Origin of the sequence: Geofilum sp. OHC36d9 (assembly GCF_052400685.1) — a bacterium.
Classification (GTDB): domain Bacteria; phylum Bacteroidota; class Bacteroidia; order Bacteroidales; family Marinilabiliaceae; genus CAZHHH01.
Genome location: NZ_JBQTGJ010000006.1, coordinates 18,091 through 42,613, shown reverse-complemented (window position 1 = coordinate 42,613; position 24,523 = coordinate 18,091). Strand labels below are relative to the sequence as shown.

Here is a 24,523-nt window from a genome sequence, read left to right as displayed (position 1 = left end):
CTTGGTTTCCGCCCCGCCCCCCTCGGTCCCCCCTTGAGGGGGGAAGGGGCATGGCACTTTCTGGATTTTTGTGTTTTAGTTATATCTTGGTTGCTTCGTAAATATATAAGTGTTTCACCCGGCGCGTGGGTAGTTCCCCCTGAAGGGGGTTAGGGGGGTGTGAGGGGTTTTCCTGGGGTGCAGATGTTGGCAAAGCACTTTTTGGTTCTCGCCCCCCTCGGTCCCCCCTTTAGGGGGGATGGGGCATAGCACTTCTAGGATTTTTGTGTTTTAGTTATATCTTGGTTGCTTCGTAAATGTATTAGGTGCTTTGCCCAGCGCGTCAGGAGTTCCCCCTAAAGGGGGCTAGGGGGGTGCGAGGGCTTTTTTTTGTTCATATTTGGCAAGCATTTTTGGGTTTTCGCCCCCCTCTGTCCCCCCTTGAGGGGGGATGTGGCAGAGCACTTCTTAGTTTTTATGTTTCACTAATATTTTGGTTGCTTCGTAAATATTTAAGTGTTTTGCCAGGCGCGCCGGTAGTTCCCCCTGAAGGGGGTTAGGGGGGTGTGGGGTCTTTTGTTTGTTCATATTTGGCAAGCATTTTTGGGTTCTCGCCCCCCTCGGTCCCCCCTTGAGGGGGGATGTGGCAAGGCACTTCTGGTTTTTTGTGTTTCTCTTATATTTTGGTTGCTTGGTAAATATTTAAGTGTTTTACTAGGCGCGCCGGTAGTTCCCCCTGAAGGGGGTTAGGGGGGTGTGGGGTTTTCCGGGGTGAAGATGTTGGCAAAGCACTTTTATGTTCCCCCCCCCTCGTTCCCCCCTTGAGGGGGGATGTGGCATGGCACTTCCTGGATTTTGTGTTTCTTTTATATTTTGGTTTCTTGGTAAATATTTAAGTATTTCACCAGGCGCGCCGGTAGTTCCCCCTGAAGGGGGTTAGGGGGGTGTGGGGTCTTTTCAGGTGCAGGAACACTAATGGTATTCCATTAAGCAACAAATGTTTAAAAACAGTTGTCATTTTAAAAATATTTTTTTTAACTTGTGTACAGTTTATTGAAAAAGTCCTTGCCAAACCCGGAAAAGTGTCGATAGCTCATCCTCTGTTGTTATTCGGATTTGACAAACAGGATGGGTTTTTTTATGGGTACGCGTTAAAAAAGACAGGTAACCTCCTGCTGTACTCTACCTGCCTTGTAATGCACTTTGGTCGAGAGGCAGGAGGCCCTGTGGAACTTAAATATTTTAATTATGCCATTACGATATGGTTTAATCGAAAATCCGTTAACAAGCGATCCGGACGATTATATGGCCGTGACGTTTGACAACCAGACGGTTGGTATTGACGAGATTGTGGAGCGTATGATCAGTCGTGGCTCCACTGTTACAAAAGCTGAGGCCCTTGGGTCTTTTGAAGAGTTTAATCTGGCCGTTTGCGACATTGTTAAGAGTGGGTTTAACATTAAAACCGATTTGTTTTCTGTTTACCCCACCGTTGCCGGCGTGTTTAATGATGCCTCCGAAGGTTTCAACAGTTCTAAACATTCCATTAATCTTAATTTGCGCGCCGGTCAGCGTCTCATCGAAGCCGTAGCCAATCTTTCGGTTGAAAAGGTGACGGTGACCGAATCTAAGCCTGTTCTTCAGTTGCTGACCGATTTGAAGAGTGGCGCTATTAATGAATCGGCCACAATTGGTCAGATTGTTTCCATAAAAGGTGCTTTGCTTAAGATTGCTGGCGAAGCGCCTTCCGTGGGTGTCTTTTTTATTGCAGCCGACGGAACCGAAACACGCATTGCCGATTTTGTTAAGAACAAGCCGTCGGAACTTCTCTTTTTTATTCCTGATGACTTAGCCGTTGGCAGCTATGACGTGGAGGTGAGAACCGTTTTGCCTTCACATAAGTCGGTGTCAGTTGGTCAACTGTCCAATAAGATTTCGATTATTGCTTAATTTTATTTATGTAGGCCACCCCGTTATACTTGTTATGGCGGGGTGGTCTTTTATTATATGAGGTTACTGTCTTAAAGTGTATGAGACTACTGTCTCAGGGTGTCCAATCCCATTTACCCGGGGTGTTCAATCCCATTTACCCGGGGTGTCCGATCCCATTAATCGGGGTGTCCGATCCCATTTACTCAGGGTGTCCGATCCCATTTAGTCGGGGTGTTCAATCCCATTTAATCGGGGTGCCCGATCCCATTAATCGGGGTGCCCGATCCCATTTAATCGGGGTGCCCGATCCCATTTAATCAGAGTGTCCAATCCCATTTACTCGGGGTGTATGAGACTACTGTCTTCAGGTGTTTTAGACTACTGTCTCAAGAACGGGCTGAAAGCCCGGATAAATTCAGCCCAAGGCAACGCCTTGGGAAAAAGGGCATCGCTCGGGTTAGCGCCCTGAAAGGGCAGGTCTATACGACCTATTCAGTCTTCCCGTAAATGGCAATCACTTTTGGGTTCTCGCCCCGCCCCGCCCCCCTCGGTCCCCCCTTGAGGGGGGATGTGGCAAGGCACTTCTTAGTTTTTGTGTTTCTTTTATATTTTGGTTGCTTGGTAAATATTTAAGTGTTTTACCAGGCGCGCCGGGAGTTCCCCCTGAAGGGGGTCAGGGGGGTGCGAGGGGTTTTCCTGGGGTGCAGATGTTGGCAAAGCACTTTTTGGTTCTCGCCCCGCCATGTCCCCCTCGGTCCCCCCTTGAGGAGGGATGTGGCATGGCACTTCTGGTTTTTTGTGTTTTTCTTATATTTTGGTTGCTTGTTAAATGTGTCAGGTGCTCTGCCAGGCGCGTTGGTAGTTCCCCCTGAAGGGGGTCAGGGGGGTGCGGGGGCTTTTGTTTGTTCATATTTGGCAAGCATTTTTGGGTTCTCGCCCCCCTCGGTCCCCCCTTGAGGGGGGAAGGGGCATGGCACTTCCTGGATTTTTGTGTTTCTTTTATATTTTGTTTGCTTGGTAAATGTGTCAGGTGCTCTGCCAGGCGCGCCGGGAGTTCTCCCTCAAGGGGGTTAGGGGGGTGCGAGGGCTTTGGGGTGCACATCTAATCAGGTGTTAAATCTTTTGCCTGGCTTTCGTTTTTTAGTGTTTCTAAAATAATTTTTGTTGTGTTTCCTTTTTGGTTGTGTACGTCCTCATTTGTAAACCGCAATATTTTTATTCCTAATCGTTTCAATACGGCACTTCGGTTAATATCCTTTTCTTGTTGTTCTTTGGTTAGATGATAACCACCGTCTATTTCAATGACCAATTTTGCCTGATGACAATAAAAATCTACAATGAATATGTCAATGGGATGTTGTCGTCGAAATTTGTAATTAGTGAAATTCTCTTGGTTTAATAAATTCCACATCTCTTTTTCGGCTTTGGTCATCCTCTTTCGTAGCTTTTGTGCCCGTTCTATAATTAGCTTCGAAGCCCCGTAGGTGAGATTATATATGTATGATTTTGAGTTTGACATGGTTTTTACCTCCCTCTTTCCTTTTTTTGTGGATGTTTGGCAAGCACTTTTTGGTTTTATCCCCGCCCCCCTCGGTTCCCCCTTGAGGGGGGATGTGGCAGGGCACTTCTGGTTTTTTGTGTTTCTTTTATATTTTGGTTGCTTGGTAAATGTGTCAGGTGCTCTGCCATGCGCGCCGGGAGTTCCCCCTAAAGGGGGTTAGGGGGGTGTGAGGGCTTTTCCTGGGGTGCAGATGTTGGCAAAGCATTTTTGGGTTCTCGCCCCGCCCCCCTCGGTCCCCCCTTGAGGGGGGATGTGGCAGAGCACTTCTGGTTTTTTGTGTTTTTCTTATATTTTGGTTGTTTCGTAAATGTGTCAGGTGTTTTACCCGGCGCGCCGGGAGTTCCCCCTAAAAGGGGGTCAGGGGGGTGTGAGGGCTTTTGTTTGTTCATATTTGGCAAGCATTTTTTGGTTTTATCCCCGCCCCCCTCGGTCCCCCCTTGAGGGGGGATGTGGCAGGGCACTTCTGGCTTTTTGTGTTTCTTTTATATTTTGGTTGCTTCGTAAATGTGTCAGGTGCTCTGCCATGCGCGTTGGTAGTTCCCCCTGAAGGGGGTTAGGGGGGGGTGAGGGCTTTTGTTTGTTTATATTTGGCAAGCACTTTTGGGTTCTCGCCCCGCCATGCCCCCCTCGGTCCCCCCTTGAGGGGGGATGTGGCAGGGCACTTCTGGTTTTTTGTGTTTTTCTTATATTTTGGTTGCTTGTTAAATGTGTCAGGTGCTCTGCCAGGCGCGTTGGTAGTTCCCCCTAAAGGGGGTTAGGGGGGTGCGGGGCATGAGTGGCACTTACCTGTTATTACAACCCCCAATAATTAAGGTGTTTTATTTTTTGTCGGTAAATACCTTTTACATCTACCAGCAAACCATTATCCACCAGCCTGTTTTTGAAGTCGGCTTCTTTTATGTTGCAGTATGGGGTGTGGTTTACGGCTACAATAATGGCCTGGTATTTCCCATTGGGTTGCCCGGTCAGACTGAAACCATACTCATGCAATAGCTCAGCCGACGAAGCGTGTGGATCCATTACCTCAACGGTGAGGCTGAATGATTTTAATTCATGAATCAGGTCGGCCACTTTGGAGTTGCGTATGTCGCTCACATTTTCTTTAAAGGTAGCGCCCATCACCAATATGCGCGACCCATGTATGGGGTGGCCCGATGAGATGAGTTTTTTTACTGTTTCGTTGGCAATATAAGCCGCCATGCCGTCGTTGATGGTTCGGCCGCCGGTAATTATTTTGGAATGTATACCCAGTTCACTGGCTTTGTAGGTGAGGTAGTAGGGATCAACACCAATACAATGCCCGCCCACCAGTCCGGGGAAAAACTTCAGAAAGTTCCATTTGGTGCCGGCTGCCTCCAGTACCTCGTAGGTATTAATATTTAGTTTGTTGAAGATGAGTGACAGTTCGTTCATCAGGGCAATATTGACATCGCGCTGGGTGTTCTCAATGATTTTAGCAGCCTCGGCCACTTTTATGGAACCGGCTTTGTAGATGCCCGCTTCGATGATGGCGCCATACACTTGTGCGATGGTCTCCAGAGTTGCGGCATCGGAGCCCGACACGATCTTTAATATCTTGGTCAGCGTATGTTCTTTATCGCCCGGATTGATGCGTTCGGGCGAATAGCCAACCTTAAAGTCGACGTTGTATTTCAGGCCTGATTCGCGTTCCAGCACCGGCACACACTCCTCTTCGGTACAGCCCGGGTATACGGTTGACTCAAATACCACAATATCGCCTTTTTTTAGTGCCCGGCCAACGGTGGCGGTGGCGCTGAGCAGTGGGTTTAAATCGGGCAGATTGTGTTTGTTGATGGGGGTGGGAACGGCCACAATGTGAAAGGCGGCCTGGCGTAAATCTTCCGGGTTACTGGTGTATTCAATATCAGCTCCGGCAAATGCCGATGACGTCAGTTCTTTGCTGGGGTCAATGCCCTGACGCATCTGCTCAATACGTTCCGCCTTAATGTCGAAAGCAATCACTTTCATTTTGCGCGCAAAAGCCAGTGCCAGGGGCAAGCCCACATAGCCCAATCCCGTTACAGACAGGCGGCTCTGTTTCCCAATAAGTTGTTGATACATATAAAAAGTGTTTTATATTCTATTTTCCCAAATATCGTCTGAATAGTTCGGCTGCTTTGAAGCCCAAGAACCGAAATAATAATAAATAAGGCTTTGTGGAGTGCGTTTGTGCTTCCGACGGTCGGTATTTATGTCCCTTTTTGTTGTTGGTTAGATATTTTTTTTAGAAGGTTAATTTTAGTATTTCATTTTCCCAATTTACTTGGTTAAGTGTTGTTCTTTTTTACAAATAATGTGCTTTTTTAGTCATTTCTATTTTACAATGCGATTTTGCATATTTATAATTTTTAAACAATTTAAAGAGTGCTTTAATTTGCAATTTAATCTGTGCATTTCTTTTTGAAAGGAGTAGTCTTATTAAGGTTTTTGATAGTTTTTTGTAATAATAAATGATTGAATATCTATTCTTTTTTAAATCAACTAATAAAGAAATATATGTGCGATTGATATACTTTTCTTTTGATATATTTTCTTTCCGATACTCTCTGTCATGATAGACATATGTATTTGGACATATCCCTATCTCTAAATTTTGCCTGTGAATTCTGTTAATGTAATCATTGTCTTCTCCGTAATGAGGAAAAAGAGGATCAAAACCGCCAATGTTTGTTATTGTTTTTAATGGTAAAAGCCAACATGCTCCATTCAGAAATGGCGTTTTATAAATCTTTTTTTTTTGTTTATTTAGCATTGTATCTGATACTAATTCTCTAACCGGGGTGATCGAATATATATAAAAATAATTGTCGAGAAGTAATCCTTCTCCATTTAATTGTAAAGGAGCTAGAAGAGCATAATTGTTATTAACTTTATGTATCCCAATTAGTTTTTCAATTGTATCCTCTTCCACCCACGCATCTTGGTTCAATAGAAAAGCATAATCGGCCTTTTCGTCAAGCGTCCTTTTTAGTCCAATGTTGTTAGCTTTCCCAAATCCAAGGTTTTGACCTGTTTCAATGACTTCGACCTTGGGAAATTTTTCTTTAATTAAAGCTGGAGTGCCATCTGATGAACCATTGTCAATGGCTAATATTTTTAATGGAATAGACGAGTTTACGAGGCTTCCGAAGCATTTATTAATCCATTTGACCCCGTTGTAGGTGACTATAATAGCGTAGATATGCATCTTTATTATATGTGTCGTAGTTTTAAACAAAAATACTAAAGGCTTTTAAAACTGTCTGCGGCTTTTTTTTTAATAGTTTGTCAAATATTTATTTGACGTTTAGTCGTTTGAATGGGACACAATTTTTAGTAACCAATAAACTGTTTGGATTGATGCAATACAATTCATTATTTGTGGCTTTCATGTTTTCGGTAATTAAAGGAAAAGCTTCAAATATTGTTTTCCCTTGAAAAGGTATTGCACTAAAATGTTTGTTTTCTTTTTTGATAATCTTATAAGTCCAATCTTTCCATTTTAGATTGAAATTATCTAATTCTTTTTGATAGAAATAATTGGATGAATTAAAATCATTTCCAACTAATGCAACTTTATAGCCGGGATATTTAATTGAGATATAATTAAGAACAGTACTCAAGCTACCTCTATAGTGAAACAATGGTTCTGATAATGATTTTGCCCATTGACCCATGTTCAACCAATTTGTATGCTCAATAAAATTAATTGTGTTTTTTGGGGATATGAGGAGGTAATTGTATTTCTGAAAAAGTAATTTTTTGAAAGTAAATAATGTCCTTGAGTGTATAAATATTTTAAAAAGTTGGAATCTGTGTTTTATGAATTTGTAAAATATTTGTATTCGATTTGTTACTACTAATACATTTATTTCAGAACTAAGTATATATGTTATGTTGTTTATGTTGTTTTTTCTGAATTTTTTGATAATATAGCCTAATATGTTTAAACTGTTTTCAAAAGAATCTACAAAATATATGTGCGTTGGGATGATACCTTTAAGTTCATAAAATGCAGCATATTTGTTTACAGCAATTATTATTTCACAATTTTTTATATAGGAGATTTCTTCATGACTTAATTGGTTTATGGATTCTCCACTGCCGAGTACAATTACTTCTTTATATTTTTGTATCATGTTTTAATTTTTTTTTTTTTGAATTTCTTCTATATCCAATATTTCGTGGTCTTTATAGCTGAATGTTTTATAAACATTACGAATATCTCTTACCAATCGACGCATGCCGTCGGGTTCTAGGGATGCGGCATGATCGGTGCCTTTCCATGTACGGTCGAGCGTGAAATGTCGCTCAATCCATTCAGCGCCCAGAGTTATGGCGGCAATATCTGTTGCAATGCCCAAATGATGGCCTGAAAAACCTATTTTTTTTACTCGCTTTTCAAAGGTTTGTTTTAATCGGGTAATTTCATACAGACAGACATCATCAAAAGCAACCGGATAACCGGAGGTACAACTGTAAATTACGAGATCGTTAGCGCGGTTATATTTTTTAAAAAAAGTGACAATGCGTTCCTCTTCTTCATGTGTGGTCATCCCAAATGAAATATGAATTTCGCCGGGATAATTCTCACATAAATACTGAAGCATTTCAAATTTAAGATTACAGGCCGATGGTATTTTTATGAGTTTTGGATTGAGTGATGCTATTTCTTTTGCCGATGTCATGTTCCACACAGAGCAACTATAAGTAACGCCTAATTCTTCACACCAGGCTTTTAGTAGTTTATGCTGTTCAATATTCAGCTCAAGAAATTCTCGGTGAGCCCCATAGGTTGAGCCATACGAATTTTCGGGGTTAGGATGAGGTGAATTATACTCGGTTTCACTAAGTAACTCCTTGGGTGTTCTTTTTTGAAATTTGATGACATCCGCTTTGCAAAAAATGGCAGCTGTAGTTATCATCACTTTGGCAATTGCCATATCTCCTTTATGGTTACATCCAATTTCTGCAATTATTTCTGGTACCGGCATAATATTATTTTTTTGTTGTCTTAATTTCAGATTTAATGATTCCTCCTCTGACTTTCTTTTGTCCCATCATTATAAACATTATTGATTTCAGATGTTAAGGTGTTTCTTTTGTCAATAACGAGTGCATCCCATTTGGTATATCTTTGAACTGACAGAGATGGTCCATAATTGTTTTTTTGTGTGGATCGGCCATTTCATTGAAAGGATGGGGGCTAATCAAAGATGATTATAGCACATATTTTAGTTGAATAATTTTTTCAATTATATGCTATTGTTGCTTTATTGTTGTATTGATTTTTTTTTAGATACAGTAGCTGTTTAAATTTATAATTTTTAAAGCATAAAACATTGACTACCAGTTGTTTAATTGAATAATAATTCGTAAATTAATGGTTTCCAAACTGTTAATATTACATGAATCACTATCCAACCAACCTCTCTGATAGCCAATGGATGCTATTAAATGGCATTTTAAAGGACAAACGCAAAAGAAAACACTCTTTGCGTGATATTTTCAATGCCATCTTTTATTTGCTTAAAACCGGCTGTCAATGGCGCATGCTGCCAAGGTGCTTTCCCAAATGGGAACTGGTTTATTATTACTTTACTAAATGGAAGAACACGGGTGTTATTGAACAACTACACGAGTTTCTTCGAGATTATATTCGAGAAAAAGCGGGGAGAAACGTCTCTCCGAGCTTGGCATGTATTGACAGTCAGTCTGTTAAAACCACTCGGCTAGGTGGACAAGACAGAGGCTATGATGGTGGTAAACACATAAAAGGTCGTAAACGACATATTATTACAGACACTATGGGTCTTCTATTAACTGTAGTGGTACATGCTGCAAATGTCCATGATAGCAAAGGCGCTCCTAATGTGATTGTTACATTGAAAGGTCGCTTCAACCGTCTTGTCAAAATCGTAGCCGATGGTGGATACAGAGGCGAACTAATTGACAAAACCAAAGCCGCGTTCGGCTTGGTGTTAGATATTGTATTAAGACCTAAAGAATCACCTAAGTTTAAGGTCATACCTAAACGATGGGTGGTCGAAAGAACTTTTTCCTGGTTCGAAAGCTATCGAAGGCTCAGCAAAGACTTTGAATATCTGACTGATACAAGCGAAACAATGATCCAGATTGCAATGATAAAGTTAATGCTTAATAGAATCAAATAAAAAAATTTAAACAGTTACACAGTATATAGTTTATTGGGTATCTTTTTCGTCGGTTTTCAATTGTATAGTTTTTATTATTCTTTGAATATGAAAAGAGGTGAGATTTAATGGGAATGCCTAGTATATATGAATAAAGACTTAAGGAACTATCTCCTGCATATATAATTTTATTTTTATTTCCAAGATATGATGCCGGAACAGTTTCAGGGGGGAGCTCTTTTGCATTTGGAAAATATTCCCGTATTAAAGTTCTAAAAGTTGATGTTTCTTTTATTGAAGCATATTGATTGGGATGTAGCTTAAATGAAAGAGGAAGATTGGGATGGCTAAGTTTGATGTTCCCTAAAACATCTTTTAATGTGCTAGCATGTTGATTTAATGAAAAAGCCTGGTTCCATGTGCTGCCACCATCAATTACAAGAATTACTTCTTTTTTTTGATCTTTAATTTCAATTTGTTTTAGGGTGTGTTTAAGGTCTAATAAAATAATACTACCAGGAATATCATTTCTTATTTCATTACTATAGATAAATGTGTTTTTGACTCTATTGGAAAAATGTCCTGTATATTTTAAAATTCCTAAATATGGTAACCTTTCTTTTATACGAACTTTTTTTTCTTTTGCTAATAGCCAATCTTTTTTATAATACTGATTCCCTTCTTCAATGTAATTAAATGATTTAGGGAGTATTTTGGATGTTAATAAGTTCCATTCAATGATTCCAGAATTGGGAATATATAATTCACATCTCTTAAATTTTAATATTTTTAATATGTTTATCGTCCATAATGATATTCTCATGATAAAGACTATTTTTTTTACAAAGCAAAACAGAGGTTTGTTTTTAACTGAATTTGTAAAAATAGGCGCATAGAGGGGAATTGGTTTGATATTTTCCCATTCAAAGCTGTATCCCCGTCTGGTGAAAACAATGATATCTTTTGTTTTAATATTCTTATATTCAGCAATGCTGCGCATCATTAAGTACGTTATTGGGCTATGTATACAAAAAACGTGTTTCATAATTGTGACTTTAGTTTTGAAATAAAAGTCCAGTGGCAGATAGGAATGCCTTGTTTTTGAGTTCGCGGAACTTTAGAAATGTGAGTTTGTTATCGAAAATGATCGTATTGAAAGGAAGTGTAACAAAATGATCGAGTTTTTAGCTTCTATCCTTTCGTATAATATGTCCATTTTTTAGTTTAATAATCCTCTCACAATACTTCAACGTCGTTTCTCTGTGTGCAATAATTATAAGAGTAAGATTTCCATCGGCCAGTGTTCGTATTGATTCGGTAATTTCCATTTCAGTTTGAGAGTCGAGAGCGGAAGTGGCTTCGTCAAAGAAGAGCACATCTGCGCCGGCGTACAGGGCGCGGGCAATCCCAATGCGTTGACGTTGTCCACCCGAAAGGCGGGTTCCCCGTTCGCCAATGTTTGTGTGGATGGAGTCGGGCAAACTTTGGATGTGTTCCCACAGGCTGGCCTGTTTCAGCACCTTTTTAAGTTTTTTGGTGTCTATCTCCTTGCTTTCCATTCCGAATGCCACATTTTCGGCCACCGACCCGTCAATAATGTAAACCTCCTGTTGCACATAACCTATACGGTCGCGCCATGATTTAAGCGTTGCCTGTGACAATGGCTGTCCGTCAACATTTATGGTTCCGCAGGTGGGCTTCCAAAAGCCCAGAAGCAGATTCATGAGCGTGGTTTTGCCGGAACCCGAAGCCCCCATGATGCCGATGCTTTCGCCTTTTTTTATGGTCAGGTTAATGTTGCTGAGCACCTCTTTGTCGGCATCCGGAAAACGGAAGGCGAGTTCATGAATGCTTATTGCTTCATTAAATGAGATGGGTTGGTGGGTGATATTATCGGGTTCAAAATCCTTGACGGACGAAATAATCTCGAAGGTGTACTGGTAGCCTTTAATGCTTATGAGGGCAATCATCATTCGGTTAACCGATGGCAGTATGCGGTAGGCCGCCAGGGCAAACAGACCCAACAGGGCAGCCAGTCCGGCGCGGTCGGGTAAAAAGAAAAGTCCGTAGGCGGTAATCACAAAAATGGTGATGACCATGCCTGTTTCAATGACTTTGGTAGGCGCGGCGGTGTATACAGTGCGGCGGATGTTGAGTTGAACCATGCGTCCGATTAAATCGGTGATGCGTTTGCGGAATTGTTTTTGTGTATTGGTAATCTCCACATCGGTATATCCGTGTACACTTTGAAAAATGCTCTGTGTGAGCTTAGGCGTAATGGTATTGGCTTCTCTTTCAAGTCTTAGAGACCTGCCTTTTACCCAGTTGTAAAACAGCAGAAAGATGGGCAATATGGTAAAGGTTAGCAGTAAGATGGCTTTTGCATCGTACAGCATCAATCCGGTGAGTATCAGTATCAGCACCAATACTTCATTTAAGAAGTTAAAAATAGGCAATACCTCGTTGTTGGCAAATTGGGTGGGAATGGTATTGATATTTCGGAGTATAACGTTTGAGTTGGTGTTTTTGAAAAATGGAAAGCCTTTGCTATAGTATAGCTGGTGTAGCCGGTTTGAAAAATATTGATAGAGGGAGAGCGAGAATTTGGCTTGCGAACGAACAATCATAAGCGAAGCAATGTTTTTGATGACCATGACAATCACAATTAACCCGGCAAGAACTAATATAAATTGGCGGTCGGATGTGAATCCCATGCTTTTATAAATTGGTCCGATGATGTGGTGATCCTCAATGACGCCGGGTTGCAGAATAACAGAGAATAGTGGCAGAAAAGCGGCTAATCCCATCATCTCAAATACTGAGTTTAGAAATAACAGAAAAAGCATTTTTAATGATTTCCGCTTGTATTTAACCGGCAGTACCTCTTTAATTTTAATCAGTGTGCTGATTATTAGGTTGTTTTTAAGAAATGTTGAGAAGAGTCTGGACATGGTTATGTTTAACTGTTTGTTTATCCCCCATTGGTCACCTTTGGAGGTTTATCATCTTATTGAGTTAAACAGGTTGCAGGCCAAATGGTTGCAGCCTGTGGTTGATCCACCGTGGTGAGTGGAAAACGTCATTTGGGCGGTGTCATTTGGTGGTTGTAAGCCTCGTATGTGGGGCGGAGGTGTTTGTTGCGCAAATTGATGCGTTATGGGTTGTTCGTCAGGTGTTTATAGTTTGTCTATCGCCCGGTTTCCCACGCCTTCGGCCCGGTGAGTACCACCAAACAGCAACAAAAATAAGAATATTACCGAAAAGGAGACCGTGTTTTCGTGGCGTAATTTTTTTAAGAGCGCGTTAATCGTTTTTGGTTTGCTCTTGCGTATGGGGCTTTTTTTAGGTGGATTTAGGCAGGCGCTTCTTGGTTCCTGCCCCCCTCGGTCCCCCCTTGAGGGGGGATGTGGCATAGCACTTCATGGTTTTTATGTTTCACTGGTATTTTGGTTGCTTCGTAAATGTGTCAGGTGTTTTGCCTGGCGCTTCGGGGGTTACCCCTTAAGGGGGTTAGGGGGCATGCGTTCGGCTGTTTGCCCATTCCCCAATTACGAATAAATCGTATTATACAAATTATTTTGTTGCTGTGCCATGATGCGGGTAAGAGGTTCCCCCTCAAGGGGGTCAGGGGGCATGCGCACGACTGTTTTCCCATTCCCCAATTACGGATAAATCGTATTATACAAATTATTTTGTTGCTGTGCCACATTGCGGGTAAGAGGTTCCCCCTTAGGGGGTCAGGGGGCATGCGAGGGGTTATGTGGTTTTCCTTGTGGATTTTGGCAGGCACTTTTTGGTTTCTGCCCCGCCCCCCTCGGTCCCCCCTTGAGGGGGGATGTGGCATAGCACTTCCGGGTTTTTATGTTTCACTAGTATTTTGGTTGCTTCGTAAATGTGTCAAGTGTTTTGCCTGGCGCTTCGGGGGTTTCCCCTTAAGTGGTTGGGGTTAGGGGGGCATGCGTACGACTGTTTTCCCATTTTTAATATGATCAAATTATTCGACAGGTCTCGTTCATGGTTTGGTAAATGTTTTTGATTTGCCCTTTCAGGGCGCTTGTTTTGTGCTATGTTCGTTGTCCCAAGGCGTTGCCATTGGGCTGAATTAAGTTGGCCTTTCAGCCCGGGATAATAGGGATTATTTGTTGCTGTGCCATGATGCGGGTAAGAGGTCCCCCCTCAAGGGGGTCAGGGGGCATGCGAGGGGTTATGTGGTTTTTTTGTGGATGTTGGCAGGCATTTTTTGGTTCCTGCCCCGCCCCCCTCGGTCCCCCCTTGAGGGGGGATGTGGCATAGCACTTCCGGGTTTTTATGTTTCACTAGTATTTTGGTTGCTTCGTAAATGTGTCAAGTGTTTTGCCAAGCACGTCGGGAGTTCCCCCTTAAGGGGGTCAGGGGGCAAGCGTTGGGTCTTTCCCATTTTTAATATGATCAAATTATTCGACAGGTCTCGTTCATGGTTTGGTAAATGTTTTTGATTTGCCCTTTCAGGGCGCTTGTTTTGTGCTATGTTCGTTGTCCCAAGGCGTTGCCATTGGGCTGAATTAAGCTGGGCTTTCAGCCCGGGATAATAGGAATTATTTGTTGCTGTGCCATGATGCGGGTAAGAGGTTCCCCCTTAAGGGGGTCAGGGGTTAGGGGGGCATGCGAGGGGTTATGTGGCTTTCCTTGTGGATGTTGGCAGGCATTTTTTGGTTCCTGCCCCGCCCCCCTCGGTCCCCCCTTGAGGGGGGATGTGGCATAGCACTTCCGGGTTTTTATGTTTCACTAGTATTTTGGTTGCTTCGTACATGTGTCAAGTGTTTTGCCTGGCGCTTCGGGGGTTTCCCCTTAAGTGGTTGGGGTTAGGGGGGCATGCGTACGACTGTTTTCCCATTTTTAATATGATCAAATTATTCGACAGGTCTCATTCATGGTTTGGTAAATGTTTTTGATTTGCCCTTTCAGGGCGCTTATTTTGTGCTATGTTCGTTGTCCCAAGGCGTTGCCATTGGGCTGAATTAAGCTGGGCTTTCAGCCCGGGATAATAGGAATTATTTGTTGCTGTGCCATGATGCGGGTAAGGAGTTCCCCCTCAAGGGGGTCAGGGGGCAAGCGAGGGGTTATGTGGTTTTCCTTGTGGATGTTGGCAGGCATTTTTTGGTTCCTGCCCCGCCCCCCTCGGTCCCCCCTTGAGGGGGGATGTGGCATAGCACTTCATGGTTTTTATGTTTCACTGGTATTTTGGTTGCTTCGTACATGTGTCAAGTGTTTTGCCTGGCGCTTCGGGGGTTTCCCCTTAAGTGGTTGGGGTTAGGGGGCATGCGCTCGGCTTTTTCCCATTCCCTAATTACGAATAAATCGTATTATACAAATTATTTTGTTGCTGTGCCACATTGCGGGTAAGAGGTTCCCCCTCAAGGGGGTCAGGGGGCATGCGTACGGCTGTTTTCCCATTCCCTAATTACGAATAAATCGTATTATACAAGTTATTATTTTGCTGTGCCACATTGCGGGTAAGGGGTTCCCCCTTAAGGGGGTCAGGGGGCATGCGTCCGGCTGTTTGCCAATTCCCCAATTACGAATAAATCGGATTACACGAATCTCGTGGTTTGTCCCTACCAGGCTTTATAAATGCCATTGATTTGCAACAGTTCCCTGTTCTCTGCCCACTGATATTGATATTGTGATATAAATGATTATTTTCGTTGACCATTTAGGGCTTGTAGTTGGCCGGAGTTTTGCAGTGCTTGTGATGGGGCTGATATGAAGATGTTAGCAGCAGATTTGGAAATAAAAAACAAAATATGAACACATGAAACGAGCCATGGGAATTTCTTCACACACAGAAGTGTGATTATCCCGGCGAGTTTCATATGGCATTAAAAAATAAAATACGAACATATGAAATTAAAGATTTTCAGTGTGATACTGTTACTTTCAGTATCGTTTCAGATGTTGTTATGGAGTCAGAAAAGTGTGGAGTCAGACCAGCCTGAGCGGTTATATGAAGAGGCTTTAGGTCAGTATAACCGTGGTTTTTATGGCGAGGCGCGTCGTTTGTTTGAGGTGTGTCAGCAGGAGGCAACGGGTATTTTGGTTGGCGAAGCGGCTTTTTATGAGGCGCTGTCGGCCCGTGCGTTGAACAACGACGATGCAGCATGGCTCATGGAATCGTTTATGGAGCATTATCCGCAGAGCAACCGGCTGTCGCATGCCCGTTTTGTGTTGGGCGAGATTGCGCAGGATGAAGACCGGGCCAGGGTGGCCATGCGCTGGTACGACCAGGTTGATGCGTCGTCGTTGTCGCCGGAGGTTCGTCTGCGTTACTATTTCAAGGCAGGTTATGCAGCCTTTGAAGAAGGCGACCATGCCAAGGCTGCTCCGTTACTGGCCAAAGCCAAAGACACCCCTTCGCAGTGGTGGTCGTCGGCCAATTACTACTATGCACACATACAATACGAAGATGGTCATCATGATCAGGCCCTGGCGACCTTTTTAAAGCTTAAAGATGAGCCGGGCTTTCGTAATGTCATCCCCTATTATGTGGCCCAGATATACTACATGAAGGGCGATTACGATAAAGCCATTGATTATGGCACGCCACTGATGGCCGATGCCAGAGGGGTGATGCGTACCGACCTGGCGCGGGTGCTGGGTGATGCCTGGTTTGCCAAAGGCGATTATGCCCGCTCTATACCTTATATCACCGTTGTGGTGGAGGAGACAAAAACACCGCTCCGTGAAGATTATTACCATCTGGGGCTTTCCTGTTATTTTACGGGCGACTATGGCAAGGCAGCCGATTACCTGGCGCAGGTGACTTCGGGTGAGGATGCTATGACACAGAATGCCTATTATCATTTGGCCGACTGCTTTCTGAAACTGGACGACAAGAAAAATGCCCGTGTGGCCTTTGAGGCCGCCGCTCGTTATGCCTACGACGATGCCATTAAGGAGGATGCCATGTTCAATAATATAAAACTGAGTTATGAACTGTCGTTTTCGCCTTTTAATGAGATTATCACCTCATTTCTTCAGTTTATAGAAGCCTATCCGAACAGTGGTCATATTGATGAAGCCTATTCCTACCTGGGGCAGGCGTTGCTCACCACGCGTAATTACCGGCAGGCACTGGAAGCCATGGAAAGCATCAGCGTGAAAAATGACGATGTGTACAGGGCCATGCAACGGGTGGCTTATCACCGTGGATTGGAGCTGTTTACCAACCTGCAGTTTACCGAGGCCATTGATATGTTCGATTACAGTCTGAAATATGGCCGTTACGACCGTACCGTTAAGATGAGTGCGTTGTACTGGCGTGGCGAAGCCAACTATCGACTGGGGAATTACCGTGAGGCACAGGCCGGTTACGTCGCCTTTTTGCAGACACCTGGCTCGCGTCAGACTGATCTGTTTGCCAGGGCGCATTACAATCTGGGGTATGTACATTTTAAGATGCAGAATTATGCCGAATCGGGCACCTGGTTCCGTCAGTATGTCTCCTATGCTTCCAATGCTAAGAGTGCCATGGTGGGCGATGCCTACAATCGTATTGGCGACACCTATTATATGGTGCGTGGGTTTAAAGAGGCCATGAAATGGTACGATAAGGCGGCCGCCGTGCCGGCTGGCTCGCCCGACTATGCCATGTTTCAGAAGGCACTGGCCATGGGTTTTGTGGAGTCGACAGAGGCCCGAATCCGGCAGCTGCAGGCGCTTGTGGATAAATATCCCACTTCGGGGTATGTGGATGATGCCATGTATGAACTGGGCCGTTCCTATGTTACGGTTAACGACCTGCCTGCTGCTATACGCTATTTCAAGACGGTGCGCGACCGTTTTCAGCACAGCCGTTTTGCCAACAAATCGATGTTACAGCTGGGGTTGGTGTATTATAATACCGGTGATTTTGATAATTCATTGGTTTATTACAAACGAGTGGTTAACGAATATCCGGGAACGCCCGAAGCGGAAGATGCCTTGCTGGGCATACGTAATATTTATATGGACCAGAACGATCCCAACGGCTATATCAGCTATACCAATCAGATAGGCGGTTTTGCCCGTGTTGACGACCGTCAGCGTGACTCGTTGACTTACATGTCTGCCGAGCGGTTGTATATGTCGGGCAAGGTGGACGAGGCCATCAAACGTTTGGAAGCGTATCTCAACGATTTTCAGCACGGCCGTTTTGAGCTTAATGCTCATTATTATCTGGCAGATAGTTATTATCGTAAGGATGAGATGACCAGGGCCCTTAAATCGTATGAGTTTGTGACCGGTCGCGGCAAGAGTCTTTTTTCGGAAGATGCCTTGTTGCGGGCAGCCAGTATTCATTATCATCAGGGAGACTTCAGCGATGCGCTGGATTATTTTCGCCGTTTGGAGGATGAAGCCGACCTGGAAGAGAACCGGCAGGAGGCTGTGATAGGTCAGATGCGTTCGCTCAGTAAGATGGATAATCCGCAGTTGGCTGTCAATGCGGCCCAACGGGTGATAGATAACAGTCGCATGGCACCCGAAATTGTGCGCGAAGCCCATTATCTGAAAGCTTCTTCGCATCTGCAAATGGCACAGGAAGAAGAGGCGTTACAGGAATTTCTGCTACTGTCGGCCAACACCAGCAGTCGTGAAGGTGCAGAAGCAAAGTACCGTGTGGCCGAAATTTATAATAACCGTGGTAACTCAACGAAAGCCGAAGAGGTGATTTTCGACTTTATTAATAAGGGAACGCCTCATCAGTATTGGCTGGCCAAAGGATTTATTTTGTTGTCGGATATTTATGCCGACCGTCAGGAGTATTTTCAGGCGGCGCAGTATCTTGAGGGGTTGCTCGATAATTATGTCGGGGAGGATGATGACATCCGCACAACGGCCACCGGGAAGCTGAAGAAATATAAGGCCAGTGCCGATGCCGAAAGCCAGTTGGAAGGCACATCAACACAACCGGAATAACTTGTTGTAAAAGGTTTAATTCAGATAGTGAAATGAAATAACCCTGAATAATACCTCTCAAACATGAGGCTGTTTGTTTTCATGGGAGTTTCATATGGCAATGAAAAAAATATAAAGAGATGAACATTTATTATAGATTTTTTTGGTTGATACCGGCCGGATGGCTGTCGATGGCTCAGGCACAGGCACAGACACAAGAGCCGGCCGACAATGAAGATATGATGAAGCAGGAGGTGGAAGTGGTGCAGGAATATAACCCCACGGTGTCCGATGCTTTTAAAATTAATGAGATGCCGAAACAGGAAGAGACGCCTGTTGAAACGCCTGTATTTACCTATCAGTTAGCCGGGAAGGCGATGATGGGTGCCCCCGAAGTGGTGCCGCTCATTGCCGCTAAAATATCAAAACCGCCCATGGAGGAGCTCTTTCCTTCGTATGTACGTGGTTACTTTGGTAACTATACCTTGTTGGGTGGGATGCTTAATTATAATCTGGTTCAGAATACTAAGTATGCGCTGGCACTTAATCTGGCCCATGAGTCGTCGATGGGTAAGCTAAAGCTGATGAATGACGAGAAGGTGGACGCACCCTATCATCAGACTGATGGCGGACTGGCATTTCGTCATTTTTTTAAGGATAAAACGTTGCGTGTGAACATGGATTTTGACAATCTCTCTTATCGATATTACGGTTATAGTGATTTGCTACCCGAAGCGGATTATACCACGGCCACCGGTGCCACATATACCGGCGCGCAGCTGACGCCCGACGACCGGCAGCACCAGACGTCTTTTGGCTTTAGCATGGGGTTGCTGAATCAGGTGAGGAAGCACCGTAGCACCGAATACGATTTGAATCTGGGATATCAGACTTTTGGTAATGAATGGGGCATAAAGGAGAACAGGGTCGCCTTCGACGGTGATTTTGAGTTTCCGGTGGGTGATTTTGCACTAAGTCTGGCTGCCGGAGCCGATCATGCTTCCACCAATTTTAAGGCCGATGATATCCCCACCGGCTTTATGGCCATCGCACGCGAACAAACATTGGTTTATTTCAATCCATCAGTGGTGCGTCGTGGCGATCAGCTGAATTTTAAAATGGGGCTTCGTTTTGGGTCCGGATTCGACGATATGGAGGATGAGTTTTACCTGTCGCCCGACTTACAACTGTCACTTACCATAGTGGAAGAAGTAATAGCGCTGGAAGGCGGAATCACAGGCGAGATAAAACCATCGTATTACAGTGCTGTGATGGCCGAGAACCCTTTTGTGGCACCCGATGTCAATGTGAAGACGGCTTTCCATGGTGTGAAGTTTTATCTGGGTACTAAAGGTAATTTCAGTCGTGCCACCTCTTTTGCCGCCCGTTTGGATTACAGCGCGTTTACCAATGAGCATTTCTTTGTCAACAGAACGTATGCGTCGGCTGATTCTACGGTAGCGTCAAATTTGTTTGATGTGAGCTACGACGACGGGAATGTGTTAAAGGTGTCAGGCGAATTGCGATTCAATTTTGAGCCCGATTTTAACCTTTTGCTGCAGGCGGCTTATTACAGCTGGCAGCTCGACTCGCTCGACGAGGCCTGGTATAAGCCTGCAATGACCCTTGGCGTGCGCGGTAACTATCAGGTTAATGACGAGCTGCAGGTTTATGCGGCCTTTAATGTTGTTGGACAGCGTAAGGCTTCGGTGAGCAATAGTGTGCAAACCCTCGATGCCGTCACCGATATTAACCTTGGGGCCGACTATCGTTATAACAAACGGTGGCATTTCTTTACGGAGTTTCGTAATGTTATCTCGGCCGATTACGACCGATGGTACGGCTATCCGTCACAAGGCATTAACGTTAGGGTAGGGGCGGGCTATTCCTTTTAATGGTGTGGCCCTACAAAGGTATTTTATGCTTCCCATTTGCGGGAAGGCTGAAGAGGTTGTGCAGACCTGCCCTTTCAGGGCGCAAATATGACGATGTCTGTTTTCCCAAGGCGTTGCCATTGGGCTGAATTAAGCTGGGCTTTCAGCCCGGGATGATAGGAATTTTATGCGCGTGGGCAGTTCCCCCTGAATGGGGGCAGTGGGGTGTGAGGGCTTTTTTGGATGTATGTTGGCAAGCGCTTCCTGGTTTCTGCCCCCCTCGGTCCCCCCTTGAGGGGGGATGTGGCATAGCACTTCATGGTTTTTATGTTTCACTAGTATTTTGGTTGTTTCGTAAATGTGTCAATTGCTTTGCCAGGCGCCGGGAGTTCCCTCTAAAGGGGGGCAGGGGGCATGCGTTGGGTTATTTGCTAACTACAAATTATTTGGGTCGCCTCATTCATGGTTTCGTAAATTTTTTTTATTTGCCCTTTCAGGGCGCAAATATGGCGATGTCCGTGTCCCCAAGGCGTTGCCATTGGGCTGAATTAAGCTGGGCTTTCAGCCTGGAATGATAGGAATTTTATGTTGCTGTGCCATGATGCGCGCCGGGAGTTCCCCTTAAAGGGGGTCAAGGGGGTGTGAGGGCTTTTTTGGATGTATGTTGGCAAGCGTTTCCTGGTTTCTGCCCCCCTCGGTCCCCCCTTGAGGGGGGATGTGGCATAGCACTTCATGGTTTTTATGTTTCACTAGTATTTTGGTTGCTTCGTAAATGTGTCAGATGCTTTGCCAGGCGCGCCGGGAGTTCCCTCTAAAGGGGGGCAGGGGGCATGCCTAAGGTTATTTGTTAACTACAAATTATTAGACTCGCCCCATCCCTGTTTTCGTAAATGTTTTTTATTTGCCCTTTTAGGGCGCAAATATGGCGATGTCTGTTTTCCCAAAGCGTTGCCATTGGGCTGAATTAAGCTGGGCTTTCAGCCCGGAATGATAGGAATTTTATGCGCGTGGGCAGTTCCCCCTGAAGGCGGTCAGTGGGGTGTGAGGGCTTTTTTGGATGTATGTTGGCAAGCGCTTCCTGGTTTCTGCCCCCCTCGGTCCCCCCTTGAGGGGGGATGTGGCATAGCACTTCCTGGTTTTTATGTTTCACTCGTATTTTGGTTGTTTCGTAAATGTGTCAATTGCTTTGCCAGGCGCCGGGAGTTCCCCCTTGAGGGGGTCAGGGGGTATGCGTAAGGTTATTTGCTAACTACAAATTATTAGACTCGCACCATCCCTGTTTTCGTAAATATTTTTATTTGCCCTTTCAGGGCGCAATTATGGGTGATTTTTGTTTTCCCAAGGCGTTGCCATTGGGCTGAATAAAGCTGGGCTTTCAGCCCGGGATGATAGGAATTTTATGCGCGTGGGCAGTTCCCCCTGAAGGGGGGCAGGGGGGGGGTGAGGGCTTTTTGGGATGTATGTTGGCAAGCGCTTCCTGGTTTCTGCCCCCCTCGGTCCCCCCTTGAGGGGGGATGTGGCATAGCACTTCATGGTTTTTATGTTTCACTAGTATTTTGGTTGCTTCGTAAATGTGTCAGATGCTTTGCCAGGCGCGCCGGGAGTTCCCCCTAAAGGGGGTCAGGGGGCATGCGTAAGGTTATTTGTTAACTACAAATTATTAGACTCGCTCCATCCCTGTTTTCGTAAATGTTTTTTATTTGCCCTTTCGGGCGCAAATATGGAGATGTCCGTGTCCCCAAGGCGTTGCCATTGGGCTGAATAAGTTGGGCTTTCAGCCCGCCAAACAAAAACAATAAAAAATCCAATGAAATTTTGTTGCTGTGCCACGTAATAAAAGATATTGATCTTTCACTGTTCACTGCTCACTGCTCACGCAACCGTTTTGAAATTAATACATCATAGACACATAATCATAAATCTTAAACATCTGAACGCGCATGAGAGTCGTCTCTGGCAAAGGAGAATAACTATTACTGCGAGTTTCGTGTAACAACAAAGAACTACAAGCAAATGAAAAATTTAACGCTTCTGGCTGTCTTTGGTTTAGCATTATTTTTTAATGCATGTACTGATGGTGACAGTGGACTGTTGCCGGGTGATGGCTCTAAAGAATATAGTGCTGATGGTGATGCCGGTAGTAGCAGTAGTGGTAGTGGCACTGGTGATCAGGGGCAAGCCGGACTGGTCACTGCAGGTGAATGGAACGATTTGTCCAATTGGGATTTTTGGACGGACTTATTGGATGGGCAGGATTATTCTCCGATGCCTGCGTATTGGCACGTTTATACAAATCATCGGATTTCAGTTGTTGTTGAAAATGAAGGGATGCCTTTAATAAATGCAAAAGTTGAGTTGTTACGCAATGGTACGATAGTATGGTCTGCAAAGACTGATAATACTGGTTCCGCTGAATTGTGGGTCGGCGCATTTCAAAAGGAGAATACGATTGATTTAAGTGGGTTCTCTCTGAAAATAAATGATGAGCTGCCGGGTCAGACGTTGGTTTTAAATGAGAATGAGGTCAATTATGTCAACATTAGTAGTCAAGATGATGCATTGAATAGAGTAGAAATAGCATTTATTGTTGATGCAACAGGTTCGATGGGAGATGAATTAAGCTTTTTAAAGGCCGATTTGAAAAGTGTTATTGATAGTGTGAAAGAAGATGATTCAGCAGCTGAGATTTATACGTCAACCGTTTTTTACCGGGACGAAGGCGACGATTATGTTGTGCGAAAATCAGAATTTACAAATGATTTAAGTTCAACAATCGATTTTATAAGTCAGCAAAGTGCCAATGGAGGCGGCGATTTTCCGGAAGCCGTTCATACAGCTCTTTATACCGGAATAGAGGAGTTGCAATGGTCAGATGCGGCCAGAACCCGTATCGCATTTTTGTTGTTGGATGCGCCTCCGCATTATACTTCTGATATTATAGAGAGTATTAATACGTCGATGAAACTTGCTGCTCAAAAAGGGATAAAGATAATTCCAATTACCGCAAGTGGAATTGATAAGGAAACAGAATTTTTGATGCGGTTTATGGCTGTTTTAACCAATGGGACTTATGTTTTTATTACAAACGATAGTGGAATAGGAAATGACCATTTAGAAGCCAGCGTTGGCGATTATCAGGTCGAATATCTTAATCGTTTAATGATACGATTAATAAAAAAATATTCAGAGTAATAATTGCGCTAAGTTGAGCGATGTCCGTATTCCCGGTCGTTGTCATCGGGTAGTATTAAGCCTGCCTTTTCAGCCCTCAAAATAATGAGACGTTGCACGAAATAATTGTTGCTTCGCCATGTTTCGGATAAGTGGTTCCCCTTAAAGGGGGGCATGCGTAAGGTTATTTGCTAACTTATTTGGCTCACCCCATTCATGTTTTCGTAAATGTTTTTTATTTGCCCTTTCAGGGCGCAAATATGGAGATGCCTGTTTACCCAAGGCGTTGCCGTTGGGCTGAATTAAGCTGGGCTTTCAGCCCGGGATGATAGGAATTTTTTGTTGCTGTGCCATGATGCGCGCCGGGAGTTCCCCCTGAAGGGGGTCAGGGTGCATGCGTTAGGTTATTTGTTAACTTATTTGGCTTACCCCATTCATGGTTTCGTAAATGTTTTTTATTTGCCCTTTCGGGCGCAAATATGGAGATGTTCGTGTCCCCAAGGCGTTGCCATTGGGCTGAATTAAGTTGGGCTTTCAGCCCGTAAAGCAATGACAGATTACCCGAAATATTTTGTTGCTGTGCCACGATGCGCGTAAGAGGTCCCCCTTAAGGGGGTCAGGGGGCATGCGTCCGGCTGTTTGCCCATTTTCGAATTAGGAATAAATCGGATTGCACGAATCATTTGTAGCTTCGCCATGTTGCGCGTAAGTGGTTCCCCTTAAAGGGGGTCAGGGGGCATGCGTAAGGTTATTTGCTAACTTATGGCTCACCCCATTCATGGTTTCGTAAATGTTTTTTATTTGCCCTTTCAGGGCGCAAATATGAAGATGCCTGCTTACCCAAGGCGTTGCCATTGGGCTGAATTAAGCTGGGCTTTCAGCCTGGAATGATAGGAATTTTATGCGCGTGGGCAGTTTCCCCTAAAGGGGGTCAGGGGGGT

12 protein-coding genes are annotated in these 24,523 nt (G+C 44.3%); 5 read left to right on the top strand and 7 right to left on the bottom strand.

All coding sequences use genetic code 11. The features are described from left to right. The first annotated feature begins 1,227 nt into the window (after positions 1–1,227). On the top strand, positions 1,228–1,929 hold the full coding sequence (locus tag ACT3CD_RS08325; RefSeq protein ID WP_444644720.1) for a DNA-binding domain-containing protein: 702 nt from the start codon (positions 1,228–1,230) through the stop codon (positions 1,927–1,929). Positions 1,930–3,013: 1,084 nt separating this feature from the next. Here the strand turns inward: ACT3CD_RS08325 and ACT3CD_RS08320 are convergent. The 5 genes from ACT3CD_RS08320 to ACT3CD_RS08300 form a co-directional block, all read right to left on the bottom strand. After that, positions 3,014–3,430: an endonuclease domain-containing protein gene (locus ACT3CD_RS08320; RefSeq protein WP_444644719.1), complete on the bottom strand. Its 417-nt coding sequence runs from the start codon at positions 3,428–3,430 to the stop codon at positions 3,014–3,016. A gap of 834 nt (positions 3,431–4,264) precedes the next feature. Then, positions 4,265–5,554: a nucleotide sugar dehydrogenase gene (locus ACT3CD_RS08315; protein WP_444644717.1), complete on the bottom strand. Its 1,290-nt coding sequence runs from the start codon at positions 5,552–5,554 to the stop codon at positions 4,265–4,267. Between the two features lie 223 nt (positions 5,555–5,777). Next, positions 5,778–6,680, bottom strand: coding sequence for a glycosyltransferase family 2 protein (locus ACT3CD_RS08310; protein WP_444644715.1), 903 nt, complete (start codon positions 6,678–6,680; stop codon positions 5,778–5,780). Between the two features lie 88 nt (positions 6,681–6,768). Beyond that, entirely contained in the window at positions 6,769–7,611 is an 843-nt protein-coding gene (locus tag ACT3CD_RS08305; protein WP_444644713.1) for a hypothetical protein, read from the bottom strand. A gap of 3 nt (positions 7,612–7,614) precedes the next feature. Next, on the bottom strand, positions 7,615–8,466 hold the full coding sequence (locus ACT3CD_RS08300; protein WP_444644711.1) for an N-acetylneuraminate synthase family protein: 852 nt from the start codon (positions 8,464–8,466) through the stop codon (positions 7,615–7,617). 414 nt (positions 8,467–8,880) lie between these two features. Here ACT3CD_RS08300 and ACT3CD_RS08295 point away from each other — a divergent pair, with 414 nt between their 5' ends. Beyond that, positions 8,881–9,645: an IS5 family transposase gene (locus ACT3CD_RS08295; protein WP_444644710.1), complete on the top strand. Its 765-nt coding sequence runs from the start codon at positions 8,881–8,883 to the stop codon at positions 9,643–9,645. Here ACT3CD_RS08295 and ACT3CD_RS08290 read toward each other — a convergent pair. Continuing rightward, a complete protein-coding gene (locus tag ACT3CD_RS08290) occupies positions 9,638–10,627 on the bottom strand; it encodes a hypothetical protein (protein ID WP_444644708.1) in 990 nt (329 codons plus the stop codon). The genes ACT3CD_RS08295 and ACT3CD_RS08290 overlap by 8 nt on opposite strands. 181 nt (positions 10,628–10,808) lie before the next feature. Next, a complete protein-coding gene (locus ACT3CD_RS08285) occupies positions 10,809–12,575 on the bottom strand; it encodes an ABC transporter ATP-binding protein (protein WP_444644706.1) in 1,767 nt (588 codons plus the stop codon). A 2,929-nt stretch (positions 12,576–15,504) separates the two neighbouring features. Here ACT3CD_RS08285 and ACT3CD_RS08280 point away from each other — a divergent pair. The 3 genes from ACT3CD_RS08280 (at position 15,505) to ACT3CD_RS08270 (ending at position 23,603) form a co-directional block, all read left to right on the top strand. Continuing rightward, on the top strand, positions 15,505–18,558 hold the full coding sequence (locus ACT3CD_RS08280) for a tetratricopeptide repeat protein (RefSeq protein ID WP_444644704.1): 3,054 nt from the start codon (positions 15,505–15,507) through the stop codon (positions 18,556–18,558). A 119-nt stretch (positions 18,559–18,677) separates the two neighbouring features. Beyond that, positions 18,678–20,432 carry a TonB-dependent receptor gene (locus tag ACT3CD_RS08275; protein ID WP_444644702.1) on the top strand — a complete coding sequence of 585 codons (1,755 nt, stop codon included), beginning with the start codon at positions 18,678–18,680 and terminating at the stop codon, positions 20,430–20,432. Between the two features lie 1,992 nt (positions 20,433–22,424). Next, on the top strand, positions 22,425–23,603 hold the full coding sequence (locus ACT3CD_RS08270; RefSeq protein ID WP_444644700.1) for a hypothetical protein: 1,179 nt from the start codon (positions 22,425–22,427) through the stop codon (positions 23,601–23,603). Positions 23,604–24,523 lie beyond the last annotated feature (920 nt).